Origin of the sequence: Bradyrhizobium sp. 1(2017), assembly GCF_011602485.2 — a bacterium.
Taxonomy (GTDB): domain Bacteria; phylum Pseudomonadota; class Alphaproteobacteria; order Rhizobiales; family Xanthobacteraceae; genus Bradyrhizobium.
In genome coordinates, this window is the sequence record NZ_CP050022.2 from 2,463,260 (window position 1) to 2,477,461 (window position 14,202).

Annotated in this window: 16 protein-coding genes; 6 read left to right on the top strand and 10 right to left on the bottom strand. The window is 63.8% G+C overall.

Annotated elements, in window-relative coordinates; genetic code table 11:
* Window positions 1-53 precede the first annotated feature (53 nt).
* Both HAP40_RS11770 and HAP40_RS11775 read left to right on the top strand, forming a co-directional pair.
* On the top strand, window positions 54-1,121 hold the full coding sequence (locus HAP40_RS11770; RefSeq protein ID WP_166817644.1) for an alcohol dehydrogenase: 1,068 nt from the start codon (window positions 54-56) through the stop codon (window positions 1,119-1,121).
* 132 nt (window positions 1,122-1,253) lie between these two features.
* Complete coding sequence (locus HAP40_RS11775; RefSeq protein WP_166817643.1) at window positions 1,254-2,333, top strand: isocitrate/isopropylmalate dehydrogenase family protein; 1,080 nt, start codon at window positions 1,254-1,256, stop codon at window positions 2,331-2,333.
* Between the two features lie 43 nt (window positions 2,334-2,376).
* On the opposite strand, the gene HAP40_RS11780 is transcribed toward HAP40_RS11775, so the two are convergent.
* The 4 genes from HAP40_RS11780 to HAP40_RS11795 all read right to left on the bottom strand — a co-directional run bounded on the left by HAP40_RS11780 (window position 2,377) and on the right by HAP40_RS11795 (window position 5,405).
* Entirely contained in the window at window positions 2,377-2,670 is a 294-nt protein-coding gene (locus tag HAP40_RS11780) for a hypothetical protein (protein WP_166817642.1), read from the bottom strand.
* A gap of 171 nt (window positions 2,671-2,841) precedes the next feature.
* Window positions 2,842-3,663, bottom strand: coding sequence for an enoyl-CoA hydratase (locus HAP40_RS11785; protein WP_166817641.1), 822 nt, complete (start codon window positions 3,661-3,663; stop codon window positions 2,842-2,844).
* Window positions 3,664-3,954: 291 nt separating this feature from the next.
* On the bottom strand, window positions 3,955-4,326 hold the full coding sequence (locus HAP40_RS11790; protein WP_020608151.1) for a helix-turn-helix domain-containing protein: 372 nt from the start codon (window positions 4,324-4,326) through the stop codon (window positions 3,955-3,957).
* 29 nt (window positions 4,327-4,355) lie between these two features.
* Window positions 4,356-5,405 carry a LysR family transcriptional regulator gene (locus HAP40_RS11795; protein ID WP_166817640.1) on the bottom strand — a complete coding sequence of 350 codons (1,050 nt, stop codon included), beginning with the start codon at window positions 5,403-5,405 and terminating at the stop codon, window positions 4,356-4,358.
* A gap of 482 nt (window positions 5,406-5,887) precedes the next feature.
* Here HAP40_RS11795 and HAP40_RS11800 point away from each other — a divergent pair, with 482 nt between their 5' ends.
* The 4 genes from HAP40_RS11800 to HAP40_RS11815 all read left to right on the top strand — a co-directional run bounded on the left by HAP40_RS11800 (window position 5,888) and on the right by HAP40_RS11815 (window position 9,247).
* A complete protein-coding gene (locus HAP40_RS11800; protein ID WP_166817639.1) occupies window positions 5,888-6,151 on the top strand; it encodes a hypothetical protein in 264 nt (87 codons plus the stop codon).
* A 203-nt stretch (window positions 6,152-6,354) separates the two neighbouring features.
* Entirely contained in the window at window positions 6,355-7,086 is a 732-nt protein-coding gene (locus HAP40_RS11805) for a cytochrome c biogenesis CcdA family protein (RefSeq protein ID WP_208024786.1), read from the top strand.
* 144 nt (window positions 7,087-7,230) lie between these two features.
* Window positions 7,231-7,503, top strand: coding sequence for a hypothetical protein (locus tag HAP40_RS11810; protein ID WP_166817638.1), 273 nt, complete (start codon window positions 7,231-7,233; stop codon window positions 7,501-7,503).
* Window positions 7,504-7,516: 13 nt separating this feature from the next.
* Window positions 7,517-9,247, top strand: a complete 1,731-nt coding sequence (locus HAP40_RS11815) for a heme peroxidase family protein (protein WP_334270975.1) — start codon at window positions 7,517-7,519, stop codon at window positions 9,245-9,247.
* Window positions 9,248-9,364: 117 nt separating this feature from the next.
* Here HAP40_RS11815 and HAP40_RS11820 read toward each other — a convergent pair whose 3' ends face one another.
* The 6 genes from HAP40_RS11820 to HAP40_RS11845 all read right to left on the bottom strand — a co-directional run bounded on the left by HAP40_RS11820 (window position 9,365) and on the right by HAP40_RS11845 (window position 14,044).
* On the bottom strand, window positions 9,365-10,420 hold the full coding sequence (locus tag HAP40_RS11820; RefSeq protein WP_166817637.1) for an ABC transporter substrate-binding protein: 1,056 nt from the start codon (window positions 10,418-10,420) through the stop codon (window positions 9,365-9,367).
* A 4-nt stretch (window positions 10,421-10,424) separates the two neighbouring features.
* Entirely contained in the window at window positions 10,425-10,757 is a 333-nt protein-coding gene (locus tag HAP40_RS11825; protein WP_166817636.1) for a hypothetical protein, read from the bottom strand.
* Window positions 10,754-11,512, bottom strand: coding sequence for an ABC transporter ATP-binding protein (locus tag HAP40_RS11830; protein ID WP_166817635.1), 759 nt, complete (start codon window positions 11,510-11,512; stop codon window positions 10,754-10,756). The genes HAP40_RS11825 and HAP40_RS11830 overlap by 4 nt, the downstream gene beginning before the upstream one ends.
* A complete protein-coding gene (locus HAP40_RS11835; RefSeq protein ID WP_166817634.1) occupies window positions 11,509-12,315 on the bottom strand; it encodes an ABC transporter permease in 807 nt (268 codons plus the stop codon). The genes HAP40_RS11830 and HAP40_RS11835 overlap by 4 nt, the downstream gene beginning before the upstream one ends.
* Window positions 12,312-13,133 carry an ABC transporter permease gene (locus HAP40_RS11840; RefSeq protein WP_166817633.1) on the bottom strand — a complete coding sequence of 274 codons (822 nt, stop codon included), beginning with the start codon at window positions 13,131-13,133 and terminating at the stop codon, window positions 12,312-12,314. The genes HAP40_RS11835 and HAP40_RS11840 overlap by 4 nt, the downstream gene beginning before the upstream one ends.
* Window positions 13,134-13,222: 89 nt before the next feature.
* A complete protein-coding gene (locus HAP40_RS11845) occupies window positions 13,223-14,044 on the bottom strand; it encodes a FadR/GntR family transcriptional regulator (protein ID WP_166817632.1) in 822 nt (273 codons plus the stop codon).
* Window positions 14,045-14,202 lie beyond the last annotated feature (158 nt).

A 14,202-nucleotide genomic window follows, 5' to 3' on the forward strand; every position in this document is an offset into this window, starting at 1 on the left:
AGCCGGCCATGGCATGGTGGGCCGAGAACGACAAGCATGCCGGGAGGACGCCGATGAAAAGTTTCAAGGTTGCCGATTTCAAGGCGCCGTTGCAGGAGTTCGACGAGGCAACGCCGCAGCCGTCGGGCACGCAGGTGCTGATCAAGGTGAAGGCCGCCGGCGTATGCCACAGCGACCTCCATATTTGGGAAGGCGGCTACGATCTCGGCCATGGCCGCAAGCCGCTGTCGTTGAAGGATCGCGGCATCAACCTGCCGCTGACCATGGGGCATGAGACCGTCGGTGAGGTCCTCGCTTTCGGTCCCGACGTGAAGCCGACCGACCAGGGTGACCTCAGGCTTGGCGATGTCGGCCTCGTCTATCCCTGGATCGGCTGCGGCAAATGCGCGACCTGCCTTGGTGGCGACGAGAACATGTGCCTGACGCCGCGCTCTCTCGGCGTCTATTGCGACGGCGGTTACGCCGATCACATGCTGGTGCCGCATCCGCGCTATCTGCTCAACCTCAGAGGGCTCGATCCGGCGACGACCGCGCCCTATGCCTGCTCGGGCGTCACCACCTACAGCGCGCTGAAGAAGGTCGAGCAGCATTTCGACACACCGATTGTGATGTTCGGTGCCGGCGGCCTCGGCCTGATGGCGCTGTCGCTCCTGAAGGCGATGGGCGGCAAGGGCGCGATCATGGTCGATATCGATGCGAAGAAGCGCGAGGCGGCGGAGAAGGCCGGTGCGCTCGCGACCGTCGATCCCAAGGCGCCCGATGCGCTGGAGCAGCTTGCGAAGAAGGCAGGCGGACCGATCCGCGCCGTGATCGACCTCGTCGGCAATGCCGCCACGACGCAGCTCGGCTTCGACTGCCTGACCAAGGGCGGCAAGCTCGTCATCGTCGGTCTGTTCGGCGGCGGCGCGACCTGGGCGCTGCCGCTGATTCCGATCAAGGCCATCACGATCCAGGGCAGCTATGTCGGCAATCTGCGTGAGACGCAGGAATTGCTCGATCTCGTGCGCACGAAGAAGGTGCCGCCGATCCCGGTGACGACGGCGCCGCTCGCCAGGGCCAACGACGCGCTGGTGCAGTTGCAGCAGGGCGCAGTCGTCGGGCGCACGGTGCTGACGCCGTAACGAGCGCTCTCTCCGTCGTCATTGCGAAGAGCGAATCGACGAAGCAATCCAGGCTGCCTCAGCGGAAAAATTCTGGATTGCTTCGCTTCGCTCGCAATGACGACTTGGCCAACTCCTTCCTCGAGGATTTCCATGTCCGCAAACAACGCCTTCCACATTGCCGTGCTCGCCGGTGACGGTATCGGTCCCGAAGTCATGGCGCCGGCGCTCGAGGTTGTGCGCAAGGTCGGCGAAAAGTCGGGCCTGAGCTTCCGCTTCACCGAGGCGCCCGCCGGCGCCAACAATTATCTCGCCACCGGCAAGTCGATGCCTGACTCGACGATCAAGCTGTGCGAGGAGGCGGACGCGATCCTGCTCGGTGCCTGCGGGCTGCCGTCGGTGCGCTACCCCGACAATACCGAGATCGCGCCGCAGATCGAGCTGCGCTTCATCTTCGATCTCTATGCCGGCGTGCGTCCGGCGCGGCTCATTCCGGGCGTGCCGAGCCCGATCGTCGGCGCCGACCAACGCGGCATCGACCTCGTCGTGATCCGCGAGTCCACCGAGGGCCTGTTCGCCTCGATGGGCAAGGGCGTCGTCACCCATGAGGATGCGCGCGAGACCATGGTGATCACGCGCCGGACGTCCGAGCGCCTGTTCGAGTTCTCGTTTCGCCTGGCCGAACGGCGCAAGGCGCGCGGCAAGCCCGGCGCGCTCACCTGCGTCGACAAGGCGAACGTGTTCAAGGCTTTTGCGTTCTTCCGCGGCATCTTCGACGAGATCGAGAAAAAGCATCCGGAGGTGAAGACCGATCGTCTCTATGTCGATGCCTGCTCGGCGATGCTGGTGAAGCGGCCCTGGGATTTCGACGTGATGGTGATGGAGAACATGTTCGGCGACATCGTCTCCGACATCACCGCGAGCCTGATCGGCGGTCTCGGCATGGCGCCGTCGGCCGACATCGGCGACAAATACGCCGTGTTCCAGCCGTGTCACGGCACCGCGCCCGACATCATGGGGCAGGGCAAGGCCAATCCCACCGGCATGATCCTGTCGGCGGCGATGATGCTGGACTGGCTCGCCGACAAGCACGGCGTCGAGAGCGCGGCGGAAGCAGGCGAGACGATCGAGCGTGCGGTGGATCAGGTCTATGCCGGCGGCATCAAGCCGATGGAGTTCGGCGGCAGCAACGGTACCGCCGACATTACGAAGGCGGTACTCGCGGCGCTGTAGTCAAAGCGCGCGTTTGAAAAGGGGCCTTGTGGCCCCTTGGCCGTTACCAGCGACGCCAGTGGCGGTGGCCGTAATAGCCATAGGGCCGTGCGCCGTAGCCGTAGAAGCGGCGCGGGCCGCCGTAATAGCCATAGGCGCCGCCGTAATAGTTCGGACGCCACCAGCAGCGGCCCCAGCGATTGCAGACCATGCGGACCTGATCGACCTCCGCGGCCGGGCCGCTCGCGATTCGATCCGCCTGTGGAATGCCGTTCGGCATTGCCGCGAGCGCCGAGCCGGATGCGAGTGCCGCACCGCCCAAGGCAGCCAGACCGAGAACAGCAAACTTGAGTTTCATCGCAATCTCCCTCGTTGGTTGCGAGAGAACCTGCGAGAGATCAGCTGGTTGCTACCGGTGTGAGGCGGCGGTCGGATTTAATCTTCCTGAATGAAAGTTCAGGTTGGCTCAGAGTTCGCGTGCACTCGCAATGACGGTGGCGAGAGAGGTCTGCTGGCAATAGCGGCGGAACTAGTTCCCTCGGAACTGCGGCTTGCGCTTTTCCATGAACGCCTTCCGGCCCTCGCGGAAATCCGCGCTGTCCATGCAGGCGTTGCCGATCGCCTTAATCGCGTCCATGTCGCGCACGCTTTCGTCCGTCAGCACCTGAGCAATGGTGATCTTGGCGGCCTTGATCGCGAGCGGGGCGTTCTGCGAGATCGTCTCGGCAATCGTCATGGTCTCGCCCCACAGCTCGTCGACCGGGAACACCCGCTCGACGAGGCCAATGCGGAGCGCCTCGGCGGAATCGATCCGCATGCCCGTGTACATCAACAAGCGCGCCCAGGATGGGCCGACCAGCGAGACCAGGTGCCGGAGACCGTCATATCCATAGGCGATGCCGAGCTTTGCAGCGGGAATGCCGAACTGGCTGCCATGCGAGGCAAGGCGGATGTCGGCGAGCATGGCGACCTGCATGCCGCCGCCGAGACAATAGCCGTCGATGCAGGCGATGGTCGGCTTGGGATAGTCGGCGAGCAGCGCGCGCTGAGCGGCGCTGCGCTTGGCATATTCTTCGGACGCGGCCGCGTTGTGGCGCGTCTTCTCAAACTGGCTGATGTCGGCTCCTGACACGAACGCCTTGCCGCCGGCACCGCGCAGGATCACGACGCGCGCGGTCTCGTCGTCGCGCAGGCTCGTCAGCGCCTCGCCAAATCCCTCCCACATCTCCAGCGACATCGCGTTGCGCTTGTCGGGATTGTTGAAGGTGATCACGCCGACGCCATTGGTCACCTGCTTGAGGATCTTGCCGTCGGCGTAGGCTGTTTCGGTCGTACTGGACATATCGGACATCGCGCGCTCGCTGGTCATGGCGGAGTGCAATGTGCGGCGCGGCCGCTGCCATGGTCAACCGGGACAGGATAGGAGAGCTTGCATCCGCCTGTGCTGCGATTGCATGGCGCGCGGGGCGATCGGCGAGCGGCAGCAAGCTGCCAAGAAAAAGGGGCGGCAAGTCCGCCCCAACACCGACCGCGCGCAAGGGCGCCGGCACAGCCTATCTCGTCCGGTCTCGTCCAATCCGGCCGCGCCCCCGCGACGCGGCGGATTGAACGTCGGCCGCAAGGGCCGGACCGTCGATCGAGCTCAGCTTTCGTTCGCGGCGATCGATTCCATCAGCGACACGAGCTGGCGCTGCACCGTCTGGTCCTTGATCTTGCTGTAGGCGCGCAGCAGCCGGAGGCTGAAGGCACTGTCGAGGAAGAGCAGGCTCTCCACTTCGCGCGCCTTGTTGTCGCCGTCATAGAAGAAGGTCACGGGCACATCGAGGGCCGAGGCGATCTGCTGAAGCCGAGCCGCGCCGACGCGATTGACGCCTTTCTCGTATTTCTGGACCTGCTGGAAGCTGACGCCCAGCTTCTCGCCCAGCTCGGCCTGCGAAATCTTCATCTCGACACGCCGCAACCGGATCCGCTTGCCAAGCTCAATGTCCGGCTTGCCGGCACTGCGCTGCTTCATTCTTTTCGCCGCTGCTTTCATCTTCGTTCTCACCGTTGTTCTTCGGTTGAAAATCCCCCGAAGAGCTGGGTCAGGGGTTCGCCCATATAGGAGTTCTTGAATTCATGCGGATGCACGAACTCTTCCTTAAACCACGGGAAGCGAGCCGGATTGAAAGCCTCGATCAGCCAGTCAATCATGTGCCGCACGCGCGGAATCCGTCCGCTACCGGGATGGTAGGACAGCCAGATATCCAGCGGCCGGTTCAGTTCGACCTCCAGTGGAATCAATTTCCCGCCAAGCGCAATGGCGTAGCTCGGGAAGACGCCGATTCCGGCGCCATTCGCGACCGCCCAATAGTTGGCGCTCGAGACGTTGGTCTTCATGACCAGAAGGTCACGCTCCGAAACGCCCGGGAAAAAGCTCTCGAAAGATTCCTTGGCGGCGAGCTGGTCGGCGAATTGCAGCACCAGGCGGTGCTTGATCAATTCCGCCGCCGAGCGCGGCGCGCCGTGTTTTGCGATGTACTTCTCGGCAGCCCAGAACATCAGATGCATGCGGCCGAGTCGCACCAGCTTGACGTCGAGCGCCGAGGGACGCGACAGATGAATGGCGACGTCGGCCTCGTGGCGGGAGACATCGGCCGAGCGCATCGCGCAATGCAGGTCGACGAGGATCTTCGGATAGGCCTGCTGAAACTCGACCAGCCGCGGGGCGAGCCAGAACGTTCCCAAACCCTCGGTGACGGCGACGCGGACTTCGCCGGACAGCGCGTTGGCCGTCGAATCGCTGGTGCGGAGCACGTCGAAGGCGGCCGCTTCCATGCGTTCGACGGCGGAGACCACCATCGCGCCTTCGTCGGTCAGATGCGTGCCGTGCACGTCCCGGGTGAACAGGGTGGTGCCGGTCTGCCGCTCGAAATCATCAATTCGCCGGCGCACCGCGTTGATCGACAGCGACAAACGTTCGGCCGCCGAGCGGAAACTTCCGCATCGGACGACTTCCAGAAAGATGCGGGCCGCGTCCCAATCAGAGAGGCTGCCGAGATTTGATTTTGGGCGTTCCTCCAACGGAACGCCCCTTTCCGCCAAGGAGTGCATACAAGTCCCTTCGAGACGCTAAACTGGCAGAATCTGGCGCAAACCACAACCACTGCGGGTTGGGGAGCGGTGAGTTTTGAACCTCATCGTTACCGACGCAGGAGTGGTATTTGAGTGCTGCCAAGGCTGGGGAATTGGGCAAGTTATTGCCCGCTTGAGGGGTATCGCGTGAGTTCCGTTGCGAGCCTTGAGATGGCTGCGGGATCGTCGGCGCTGTCCGCCATGTGCGTTCCTGCGCGAGAGCCGTTGCCACCGTCCCCGGTGGATCTATCACCGCGCGTGAGAAGTCTTGTCCCGGGCCGCTCGGACGATTGCCGGTGGCGCCTTGGAACGATGTCGGCAGGAACCGCGGTTTCACCGCAGAAACCCGCTGAAATGCTGTTCGGAGGGGTACGGGCCTCGTGCTATCTTCGTACCTCCACGGGGCCCGAGGGGGTCGTCACAATCACGTCTCGCAGGCCGAGCTAACGGAAAGAACGCCGGTGTCGCATTCAGACGAACAATTGCAGTCGGTGCTGGAAACGCTCGAGGGGTGCCGCAGGGTTCTTACTGCGAGCAACAGTCGCGGGTCGGCCGATCTGCTGTCCATTGTCATCCTCGACGTCAGGATGAAGCTCAGAGGAATTGACGATGCCGATCTCAAGGCATTGTGCGACGAAATGCTGCGGAGCGCTGCGAGCGAACCGTCCCCTTCCAAGCAGACGCAGGACCAGCCCCGGCGTCCGCTGCTCCGCGTGGTGAAGTAGCCGCGCCGCCGAGTCTCGCTGTTTGGCGAGATTTGTGCGCGTCCCGATGCCGCATCTGTGATCGCGGACGGCATCGGGAGGAGCCCTGGTTTTACGCGCCTCTGTTGCGCATTGCCCTGCATCGGGTACACCAGAGCCGGTTCGGCTCCGGGCCGCGCATTCCCCGCGCGTCGCGCCGGGCCTGAGATGGCTCCGATTGCATCATGCAAAATGTTTCGATCCCGGCGGCGCTGATTGCCGGCCTCGTCAGCTTCCTCTCGCCTTGCGTCCTGCCTTTGGTCCCGCCCTATCTGGTCTACCTCACGGGTGCGACGATCGAGCATGTCGAGAGCGACGAGCCGGCCGCGGTGTCCAAGCGCGCGATCATGATGTCGGCCCTGCTGTTCGTGCTCGGCTTCTCCACGGTGTTCGTGGCGCTCGGCGCCAGCGCTTCGCTGATCGGCGGCCTGATCCGCGCGTGGTCAGCCGAGCTCTCGATCCTTGCCGGCATCGTCATCATCATCATGGGCCTGCACTTCCTGGGACTGACGCGGATCGGCCTGTTGATGCGCGAGGGGCGGTTGCCGATCCCCCGGCCCGTCGGACTCTGGGGCGCCTACATCATGGGGCTCGCCTTCGCCTTCGGCTGGACGCCCTGCATCGGCCCGATCCTCGCCGCGATCCTCTCGATCGCCGCGGCGGAGGCGACGGTGGTCAAGGGCGCGGGGCTGCTCGCGGTCTATTCCGCAGGGCTCGGTATTCCCTTCCTGCTTGCAGCCCTGATGATCGAAAAGTTCTCCGCGCTGTTCGCGCGGATGAAGGGCCAACTCGTCAATGTCGAGCGCGCCATGGGCGTGTTGATGGTGATCACCGGCATCGGATTCCTCACCGGGGCCGTCTCGAATGTGAGCATCTGGCTGCTGGAGACGTTCCCGGCGTTGCAGACGATCGGATAGGTGGAACCGTGTTTTCACGGGTGGAAAACCGGATGTTGAGGGATCACCGGGCGAGCCAGGACATGCTCTCCTGCAGAACCGGGCGATATCAACCTTTCCGGTCCCGAAGCGTTGCAGCAGGGACAACTGCATGATGGAGAACGTGTGACTAAGACAGTGCTTTTAGAGCCGTTGCCGAGCAACGCAGCCTTGGTTGCCTGGCAGTTCGTTGGGCAGCCGTTGCAGGAGTGGCCGAGCTGGGTTCAAGAGACCTGCTCGCTGCAGAAGGACGTGGATGGGAAGTTCGAGCTTCGGCACGCGCGGCGCAGCGGCACGCAGATTGTTTATCTCGGCGAGTGGCTGGTGAGAGATCTGGACGGTGGCGTCGATTTCTACACGGACGCCGAGATCTGGGCGCGATTCGCGGCGAAGCGCTAGCGATCAACAGCGCGTGTTCGGGTGGGGCAAAACGCCTCGCTGCCGAAGCTCTCTGCAGAATGCAATCTGTGGTAATATTTCATCGTACTGCACCCTGAGGGGCAATTTTCATAAACCTATACTGAAACGAGAATTTTGGAACCATAGACACCTTCGTCGCCCCTCTCCCTTTCAGCATTTCAAGCAGGAGCAAGCGATGGGAACCGACGTAAACGTTCAGCCCGGCCACGGCAAAGCCGGACGTCAACCGACGCGGCAATTTCTGGATACGCTGACCGGACACGATGATCCCGGCATGTTCGGCCGGATGTTTCCGACACTCGAACCGCTGGCGGTCGACGACGGTCCGCTTCGTGAACTTGCCGATGCGATGAAGGATCCCGCTCCTGGCGACGCTGCGGGAAACAACGCCAACATACCCGCCGGCTTCACCTATCTCGGACAATTCGTCGATCATGACATCACGCTGGACCTCACCTCCTTTGGCGACAAGGAGGCCGATCCCATGGCCGTGCAGAATTTTCGCACGCCGGCGCTCGATCTCGACTGCGTGTATGGCCTCGGTCCCGACGGAAGCCGCCACCTGTACGCGCGCAACTCGGCCAGCGACAATGGCAAGACTCCGGGCCCCAAGCTGTTGATCGGCAAGACCGTCAATGTCGATAGCATCACGGGAGATCATCGCAACGATCTTCCGCGCAGCCCCGAAGGGTTTGCCCTGATCGGCGACCATCGCAACGACGAGAATCTGCTCGTCGCGCAGACCCATCTTGCGATGCTCAAATTTCACAACAAGGTCTGCGATCAGCTCGCGGCGTCAGGAAAGCCGCCGGGAGAGGTCTTCGAGGAAGCGCGCCAGATCGTGACCTGGCACTATCAATGGATGGTTCTGCACGATTTCGTGGAGCGGATCACCGAGAAGGGGCTGGTGGCCAAGATTCTCGAGCAGGGACGGCGTTTCTATCGCTTCAAGAAGATCCCCTACATGCCTGTCGAGTTCTCCGCGGCCGTCTATCGACTCGGCCACAGCATGGTTCGCCAAGTCTACAGTCACAACAGGATCTTCACACCCGGGCCGGGCGGTATTCCTGCAACTCTCGACCTGCTGTTCAGGTTTACCGGGCTTTCGGGAGGAATCATCGGAGATCTCGCACCTAAGCCGATTCAACCGCCGCTTCCGCTGCCGGTGCTTTCAAGCAACTGGATCATCGACTGGCGCCGCTTCTATCAAGTCCTGCCGGCCAATCCGCCGGGTGTGGCGCTCAATCCATCCCGCAAGATCGATCCATTCGTCGTGCCGCAACTCCACACCTTGCCTGGTGATGGCGGCAGCCTGCCGTTCCGCAACCTCAAGCGCGGCGTGTTGCTGGGGTTGCCGTCCGGGCAGGACGTCGCCAAGGCGATGAGGATCAAGAATCCACTGACGCCGGAAGAAATCGCGAAGGGGAGCGACGGGGCCGTGGCGAAGAAGCATGGCCTGCACCAGCACACGCCGCTCTGGTACTACATCCTCAAGGAGGCGGAGCAGCGGGGCGGCGGTGAACGGCTCGGGCCGGTTGGCGCGACGCTGCTTGCCGAGGTCTTTGTCGGCCTCGTCCATGGCGATCGACAGTCGTACCTTTGGCTCAAGGGCAAGACCTGGAAGCCGACGCTTCCCTCGCAGGTGCCGGGCGAATTCACGATGGCCGACCTGCTGCGCTTCGTCGGCGACATCAGCCCGATCGACGGTATCTCGACCGTCTAGGCCAGACGCCCGGCGATCGCCGGGCGCATCAATGACGCCGGGCCTGGAGACGCTTCCGGCAGACGATCGGATCGAGACCGGCGCGCATCGCGCGCCGGTCTCGACATTTGCAACGGCTCAAGGCTTGAACACGTAGCCCGGCGAGATTGCCGCCGTCTCCGGGATCGGCGGCAGATCCGCGAATAGTTCGGGCCGATCCTTCATGACCTTGAGAATGTGCTTCGGCTCGATATGCGCATTGACGTCGAAGGTCGATTTGAGGATGCCGAGGCGGGACAGCCGGTCCTCGGCGCTCCACAGCGCGCGGTAATTGTTCGCTGAGAGCCGGCGGTCCGCCTGCTGGATGTTGAACTGCATCGCAGCCTCGGCGACGTCCTGCTTCAGTCCCGGAATCCAGCGAGTGGCGACTTGCGCCGCTTGCTTCGGATTCTTGCGCATCCATTGATCGGCCTCGGAGACGGCGGCGAGGAATTTCTCGATGGTCTCGCCGTTGGCCTGCACCCAGGGGCGAAGCGCGACGTTGAAGCCGAGATAGGAAATCACGTCGCCACCTCTGATGATCTCGACTGCGCCCGGCACGTCCTTGCCCGCGACGATCGGCCAGGGATCCCAACCCGAGAACGCATCGATGCCCTTGGCGAGCAGGGCGACGGTCATGTCCGGCGGCGGCGTGTTGACCAAGGTCACGTCATCGGGTTTCAGCCCGGCCTTCTCCAGCGTTGCCAGGATGTAGAGATGGTTGATCGTTCCGAAGGACGCGGCGATCTTCTTGCCCTTCAGCGTCGACAGGTCGCCCTTGACGATGCCCGAACCTTCGCGGGCGATGATCGCCATGGTCGCATCGGAGCCGGCCTTGGTGGCGTTGCCGCTGTAGTTGCCGAGTGCGACGAGATCCATGCCGCGCAGCACGGCGCCGATCATGGGCACCCCGACCTGCACGATCTCGCTCTCGCCGGCCTGCAATGCGTTGAGCGCGTCGACGCCGGTCGCGTAAGGGCGTGCGATCGTGACATCGAGCCCGTACTTCTCGAAGAAGCCGCGTTCGAGTGCGATCGGCAGGCCGATCTGGTCGATGCCAGTCACCATGCCGGCCTTGACTTTCGTCGGGGTCTGGGCGCTTGCCGGCACCAAGCCGGCGAGAAGCGCCAGTCCAAGCAACACGAGTCGTTTCATAGTCTCAGCCTCCCTCTTTTATCGGCCCCACCGCCGTCACCCAGTAAGGGCGGGCAACGGCCTTGAGGTCCGTTCTTTTGACGCCACGAAGTTCGATCGAATGCTCGTCCGTTCCAGAGACGCGTCCGTATTGCTGGAACGCGAGCACGTGGAAGCGCTCCGGAGTGAAAGGCAGCTCGATCTGCACGTTCACCTTTTCCGATGTGCCCTTGAGCTCCGACGAGATCTTGCCCGGTGCGGCCACGGTCAGCCAGAGTTGAAACAGCGCCCATGCGGCGACGGCGCCGAGCACGACGCGTCCCTTGGACGAGCGCAGGATGTCGGAGGCGATGCTCATGCCGCGCGCACCATCTGGAGCACACGCGCGGAGAGCTGCTTGAAGTGGTCGTCCCTGACGAGATCGTCCCAGACGCGGGGACGTGGAAGGTCAACCGCGATCTGGTCGAGCACGCGTCCCTTCGACAGTACGACAACGCGATTGGCGAGAAACACGGCTTCAGGCACGTCATGCGTGATGAAAATCACCGTCGGCTTGCGCTCCTGCCAGATGCGGGTCAGCTCCTCCTGAAGCGTCATGCGGGTCTGCGCGTCGACGCTTGCGAACGGCTCGTCCATCAGCAGGACGTCGGGATTGTTGGCGAGTGCGCGCACCACGCCGACGCGCTGCTGCATCCCGCCGGACAGTTCGTTGGGGTAGCGGTGCGCCGCGTGCGACAGTCCCGCGAGCGCCAGGTATTCGCGCGCGATGCGGTCGCGCTCGGCTTTCGGCACGCCGCGCATCTTCGGGCCGAAGCCGACATTGTCGAGCACCGTCTTCCAGGGAAACAGCGCGAACGACTGGAATACGACGCCTCGCTCGGGGCCGGGGCCGTGCACCGGCTTGCCGTCGAGCAGGATGTCCCCCTTCGAATAGGGGATGAAGCCGGCGATCATGTTCAGAATCGTCGTCTTGCCGCAGCCGGAGGGACCGACCACCGAGATAAATTCGCCGGGCTCGACATCCAGCGAGACGTCGTGAACCGCGGTGACATGCGCACCTGCGTAAGGATCAAAATAGGTCTTGCCGAGATTGCGCAGCGAGAGCGTCTTCATGATGTCACCAATCCCCACCGCTGGCCGGTCGCACGCTCGAGAGGCGCGAGAATCCAGGCATCGACGATGTACCAGAGCAATCCGAGAATGATCATGCCGAGCAGGATCTCGACGGTCGAGCCGGCGCGGCGGGCGTCGAACATCATGAAGCCGATGCCCGACGTGCCGACGATCATCTCGACCGCGATCAGCGCGCGCCAGCCATAGCCCAGCCCGTTGCGCAGGCCCGTGATGATGTTGGGCAGCGCGCCCGGCAGCGTCACCTCCCAGAGCACGCGCGCGCGCGAGGCACCGAGGCTCAAGGCGGCGCGCGACAGATCGCGCGGTACGGATTCGACGCCGAGCACGGTGTTGAGCACGACGGGGAACAGTACGGTGTAGACGATGACGAAGGTCATCGTGGTCAGTCCGAAGCCAAACCAGATCAGGAGGATCGGCAGCCAGGCAATGTCGCCGATCGCCTGGAAGAACAACAGCACCGGCCAGCAGATGCGGTGCGCCCAGCGATTGGTGCCGATGAGAATCCCTAAGGGAATGCCAAGCGCCATGCCGACGGCGGCGCCGGTGGCGAGGCGGATCAGGCTGTCCTGGAGATAATCGGGCAGGATGCCCTTGTAGGTCAGCGTGAAGAACGCTCGGACGACGTCGGCGGGTCCCGGGAAGAATGCGCGCGGAAACAAGCCGGCCTCGCTGACCGCCGTCCACAGCACGAGCACCGGAATGAAAGGAATGACGGCGGCGATCCCCGGCCAGCGTCGGGTCAGGCGGGCGTAGCCGCCCCAGATTTGCAGCAGGCCGTTCATGCGCGCCTCACCATTCCCCATCGCTCGATGGTCGCGCGCTCCAGCGGAACCAGCAGCAGACGGTCGATCAGAAGCCAGAGCACGCCGATCACGATCATGCCGAACACGATCACTTCGGTGCGGTAGAAGTCGCGTGCGACGAACAGCATGTAGCCAAGCCCGACATTGGTCGCGATCATCTCGGCGGCGATCAGCCCGCGCCAGGCAAAGCCCAGGCCCGTACGGATGCCGGTGACGATATTGGGCAGCGCGCCCGGCAGCAGCACTTCGGTCAGCAGCGCCCAGCGTCCCGCACCGAGCGCGGCGGCGGCATTGCGCAGCGTGTGCGGAATGGTCCTGACGCCGAGCAGGGTGTTGTAGGCGACGACGAAGAACACGGCATTGAAGATCACGAAGACGATCGCGCCGAAGCCGTAGCCGAACCACAAGGTCGCGATCGGGATCCAGGCGATGCCCGCGAGCACCGAGAAGAAGCGGAACAGCGGCGTGAGAAAGGCTGCGACCGTCGGGCTCACGCCCATGGCGATGCCGAGCGGGACGGCCGTGACGATGCCGATCAGCGTGCCGAGGCCCACGCGCACCAGGCTGGCGCCGACATGGGCGAACAACGTGCCGTCACGGATCGACTCCATGGCAGCCCCGCCGATCGAGCCGACCGAGGGGAACACGCGCGGATTGACGTCGAACAGCGGGACGACGATGGCCCAGATCGCGACCAGCGCAAGCAGCGGCGCGACGAACATCGCAGCACCCGCCAGCGAATTGACGCTGCGGATCAGTCGCGACGATCGGCCTTTCAGACTGCCCGTCACCTGCATTTGACCTCCTCGGCGCTCAGCTATGCCTGTTTCGGCGCTTCACGCTGATCATTCCCCAGATCGCGACGATGTCGCGCAGACCTTTCATGTCACGGTCCACGACGTTTTCTCCTGTCTCTGACGCTCGATTTCCTGGCTGTGCGCACGGCCGACCCGTCCGTTTTGCGACTTGCCGCGGCGATGACCGTCTTCCGGTTCGAGAGCTTCAATCGCGTGTAGCCGAGCAGGCGTTCCATCGCCGCGCGCGCCTTTTCCGGCTTGCCGCTCTCGATGGCCCGCGCCGCCGCAACGTGGTTCGGCAGATTATCCCTGAACCAGCCGCCGGGACCTCCGACAGCGACGGTGAAGACGGTGCTGAGGATGGTATCGATTGCGCCGCGGAAGCCCTGGAGGACAGGATTGTGGGTCGCATCCAAGATGGCGAGATGGAAGGCCTTGTCGGCGGCGAGCGCGCTGGCCTGGTCCTTTGCGGTCTGCATTGCGGCCAGGGCCGTGTCGATCCGCCAGAGGTCGTTTTTGGTTGCGCGTTCGGCGGCAAGCGCCGCGGCGGCCGGCTCGATGATCGAGCGCACCTCCTGGATCGCCAGCAGAAGGTCCCGATCCGGCTCGTCCTGGCCGACCAGCCAGCTCAGCACGTCGCGATCGAGCAGACTCCATTCGTTGCGCGGCACCACCTGCGTGCCGTGGCGCGGCCGTACGCTGACGAGGCCCTTGGCGGCGAGCGTCTTGATCGCCTCGCGCACCACGCCGCGCCCGGCACCAAAACGGGCTTCGAGCTCCGGCTCCGGCGGCAAGGTCGTCCCGACGGGAATGAGATCCTGGGCGATCTCGCGGCCGAGCGTCGTCAGCACGGCGCGAATGCGGCCGGGCTTGATCAACTTGTCAGCCGGCTTTGGCCGCGCTCTTGCCACCTGCGCTTCTCTCCCCGTCAGCCTGTTTCGGCCTGTTCTTTTGTCCCGCCGCGTCGGCGACAATCATCCGATGTTTAACATCGGATGATTGGGAGAGGCGAGCGTAATTGTCGCAGGAGGGTCGTGTTGCATTGCGATATCGAGCCGCGACGCCAGGT